Source organism: Bradyrhizobium sp. P2_E8 (genome assembly GCF_056403875.1).
The window spans coordinates 1-3,949 of record NZ_JBFUES010000732.1 but is presented as its reverse complement, the minus strand read 5'-3'; the positions used below and the strand labels follow the sequence as shown (position 1 = coordinate 3,949).

Annotated in this window: 4 protein-coding genes; all 4 read left to right on the top strand. The window is 66.1% G+C overall.

Annotated features, from left to right (window positions below; genetic code table 11):
* On the top strand, positions 1–629 hold a 629-nt coding region (locus AC1D00_RS30610), incomplete at its 5' end, for a tetratricopeptide repeat protein (protein ID WP_477013236.1).
* 148 nt (positions 630–777) lie between these two features.
* On the top strand, positions 778–1,449 hold the full coding sequence (locus tag AC1D00_RS30605) for an OmpA family protein (protein ID WP_477013235.1): 672 nt from the start codon (positions 778–780) through the stop codon (positions 1,447–1,449).
* Positions 1,450–1,607: 158 nt separating this feature from the next.
* Entirely contained in the window at positions 1,608–2,537 is a 930-nt protein-coding gene (locus AC1D00_RS30600) for an efflux RND transporter periplasmic adaptor subunit (RefSeq protein WP_135178950.1), read from the top strand.
* On the top strand, positions 2,537–3,949 hold a 1,413-nt coding region (locus tag AC1D00_RS30595), incomplete at its 3' end, for an efflux RND transporter permease subunit (protein WP_477013234.1). The genes AC1D00_RS30600 and AC1D00_RS30595, both read left to right, overlap by 1 nt.

The window sequence follows — 3,949 nt, the reverse complement described above, 5'->3', positions numbered from 1 at the left end:
CCGCGCCCGTACCGGCCCCATCGCCGAAGCCGCAGGTCGAGGCCGCCCTGCCTCCGCCGCCACCGCCGGTGAAACCGGCCGATCCCGCCCCCGCGCCGAACGCAGACGCCGGGCCTAGCGCGGCCGCCCTGGCGGAGGACCCCACCATCAAGGGCCTGACGGCCAAGATCGCGGCCAATCCTGATGACGTGAACGCGCTGTACCGGCGCGGCCAGGTCTATGCCAGCAAGGGTGCCTACAACCTCGCCATCAAGGATTTCGACGACACGCTCCGGATCAACTCGAAGGACGTCGAGGCGCTGAACAACCGCTGCTGGACCCGCACCGTGGTCGGCGATCTCCAGGCCGCGCTGAAGGATTGCAACGAAGCGCTGCGGCTGCGGCCGAATTTCGTCGATGCGCTGGACAGCCGGGGGCTGGTCAATCTGAAATCGGGGGCGGTGAAGAACGCCATCGCCGATTTCGATGCGGCCCTGAGGATCAATCCGCGCCTCACCTCCTCGCTGTACGGACGGGGCCTCGCCAAGCAGCGCAACGGCTCCGCCCAGGAAGGGGCGCTGGACATCGCCAATGCCAAGGCGATGGATCCGAACATCGTTCAGGAATTCGCAAGCTACGGAGTCCGCTAGTATTTTTTTGAGTTGAGGCGGCGGACGCCTCGAACCCTCGGCCGCCCAAAACAGACTAAAGGGACGGATGCCGCAGGCGGCCTTTCCCGGGGGGCCTATTGCAGGGAATTTGGAACCGCGCAGGTCTGCTGCGCAGGAGGGACTGGCAATGAGATTGGCTGCAAAAGGACTTACCGCAATCCTGTCCATCATGGCCATTGGCGCCGCGCTGTCGCTGCCGGCCTCGCCCGCATTCGCCGCCGACGACGGCAACAGCAAGAACGTCACCGAGGACGAGATCGTGCGCGCACTGGCGCCGCCGCAGAAGAAGCCGCTGACCCGCGGCCTCTCGATCGCGCCGCAGGCCGACCCCGCGCCGAGCGCGTCGGAGACCAAGCTGATCCAGTCCGTGCGCGGCCGCTCGACGCGCTCGCTGTCGTCGACCGAGCGCGAGGAAATCGCATCGGTCGCCAAGGACAAGCCGAACATCGATCTCGAGATCACCTTCGACTACAACTCCGCCAATATCAGCACCAAGTCGCTGGCTTCGGTGCAGGCGCTCGGTCGCGCGCTGACCAGCCCAGACCTGAAGGGATCGACCTTCGTGGTCGCCGGCCACACCGACGCCGCCGGCGGCGAGGCCTACAACCAGGACCTGTCGGAGCGCCGCGCGGATGCGATCAAGCGCTACCTCGTCGAGAAGTACAGCATCTCCTCGACCGACCTCGTCACCGTCGGCTACGGCAAGAGCAAGCTGAAGGACCCGGGCCAGCCGATGGCCGAGGTCAACCGCCGCGTGCAGGTCGTCAACATGGAAAACAAGACCACCGCATCGAAGTAAGCACGACGCAATTCTTTGAAATGACCGTTCGTGATGTGGTGTAAAGTCTCGCTTCCAAAGCGCGTCCCGCAGCCGTGCGGGACGCCGCTTTGTTTCAGGGAAACGCTCTCAGCAGGCCTCGTGCGGATGGCCGTGAGCCAGGCCAGGACAATCCGGCGATGAACGTCTCCGACTATCTCAAGCCTGCCGGAACCGTGGCGTTCATCGTCGCGCTCGGCATCGGCTATTATCTGTTCGAGCATCGGCATCGCCCCGAGGCCAAGGAAACGCCGGGCGAGGCGCTCGTCATCGTGACGAAGTCGACCAATGCGTGCTTCTCCGACCTCGTTCGTGTGACCGGCTTCTTCGTGCCGCGCCGCGAGGCCGTGGTCGTCGCCGACCAGGAAGGTTCCAGGGTCACCGACCTCTTCGTCACCGAGGGGACCATGGTCACCGACAACCAGGAGCTGGCGCGCCTGACGGCACCGCCGCAGATCCCGGGCCAGCCGCAGCGACCCGGCCCGCAGGGCCCGATCTCGCTGAAGGCGCCGGCGCCGGGCCTCGTCACGGAAGTTCGCACCATCGTCGGCGCGCCGGCCTCGCCGCAGGCCGGCCCGATGTTCCGCATCGCCGTCAACAACGAGATCGAGCTCGACGCCCAGGTTCCGGCCGTGCACATGCCCAAGCTCAGCGCCGGCGCGACCGTGCGCATCAGCCGCGACGACGCGCCCGATTTGATCGGCCGGGTGCGGCTGGTTGCGCCCGAAATCGACCGCACCACCCAGCTCGGCCGCGTCCGCATCAGCGTCACCAACAATCCCTCGCTGAAGGTCGGCGTGTTCGCGCGCGCCTCGATCGACGCCAAGCGAAGCTGCGGCGTCGCGGTGCCCAAGACCGCGATCGACCATCTCACCGTGCAGGTCGTCAAGGGCAACACGATCGAGACGCGCAAGGTGCGGGTCGGGCTGTCGTCCGACACCGCGACGGAAATCCTGGAAGGGCTCGACGTCGGCGAAATCGTCGTGGCCGACGCCGGCTCTTCACTGCATGACGGCGACCAGATCAAGACCATGTTCGCCGATGAACTCGATCGCACGCGGGTACGCTGATGGCTCTCAATATCTCGGCATGGTCGATCCGGAATCCGCTGCCGTCGGTCGTCTTTTCGATCATCCTCCTGATCCTCGGCTGGACCTCCTTCGYCAAGCTCGCGGTGACGCGGCTGCCCTCGGCCGACATTCCCGTGATCTCGGTCGCGGTGTCGCAGTTCGGTGCGGCGCCGGCCGAGCTCGAATCCCAGGTCACCAAGACCATTGAAGACGCGGTCTCCGGCGTCGAGGGTGTCAGACACATCACCTCCTCGATCACCGACGGCCTGTCGCTGACCACCATCCAGTTCGCACTGGAGACCAATACCGACCGCGCGCTCAACGACGTCAAGGACGCGGTGACGCGCGTTCGCTCCAACCTGCCGCAGAACGTCACCGAGCCGCTGATCCAGCGCGTCGACGTGATCGGCCTGCCGATCGTCACCTATGCCGCGATCTCGCCCGGCAAGACGCCGGAGCAGCTGTCCTATTTCGTCGACGACGTGGTCAAGCGCGCGCTCCAGGGCGTGCGCGGCGTCGCCCAGGTCGAGCGCATCGGCGGTGTCGAGCGCGAGATCCTGGTCTCGCTCGATCCCGACCGCCTTCAGGCGATGGGCCTGACCGCCGTCAATGTCAGCCAGAGCCTGCGCGGCACCAATGTCGACGTCGCCGGCGGCCGCGCCGAGATCGGCAAGAACGACCAGGCGATCCGCACCCTGGCCGGCGCCAAGACGCTGAGCGACCTCGCCGGCACCATGGTCCCGCTGTTCGGCGGCGGCGAGGTTCGGCTCGACGATCTCGGCACCGTCACCGACACCATCGCCGACCGCCGCACCTTCGCCCGCTTCAACGGCGAGCCGGTGGTCGCGCTCGGCATCAAGCGCTCCAAGGGCGCCAGCGACGTGAAGGTCGCCGATGCCGTGCAGAAGCGCATCGACGCGCTCAAGGCCGCCTATCCCGACGTCGATCTCAAGCTGATCGACACCTCGGTCGAATACACCAACGGCAATTACGAAGCGGCGATCTCGACCCTGTTCGAAGGCGCCATTCTCGCCGTCGTCATCGTGCTGCTGTTCCTGCGCGATCTGCGCGCCACCATCATCGCCGCGATCTCGCTGCCGCTGTCGATCTTCCCGGCATTCTGGGCGATGGACCTCCTCGGCTTCTCGCTCAACCTCGTCAGCTTCCTCGCCATCACGCTGTCGACAGGTATTCTCGTCGACGACGCCATCGTCGAGATCGAGAACATCGTGCGGCACATGAACATGGGAAAATCGCCCTATCGTGCCGCGCTGGAAGCCGCCGACGAGATCGGCCTCGCCGTGATCGCGATCTCGCTCACCATCATCGCGATCTTCGCCCCCGCGAGCTTCATGTCGGGCATCGCCGGACAGTTCTTCAAGCAGTTCGGCATCACCGTCTCGGTGCAGGTG

What these genes read in the sequence shown, in the direction of transcription:
- AC1D00_RS30605 (WP_477013235.1), top strand. Translation starts at nt 778, where the DNA reads ATGAGATTGGCTGCAAAAGGACTTACCGCAATCCTGTCCATCATGGCC.
- AC1D00_RS30600 (WP_135178950.1), top strand. Translation starts at nt 1,608, where the DNA reads ATGAACGTCTCCGACTATCTCAAGCCTGCCGGAACCGTGGCGTTCATC.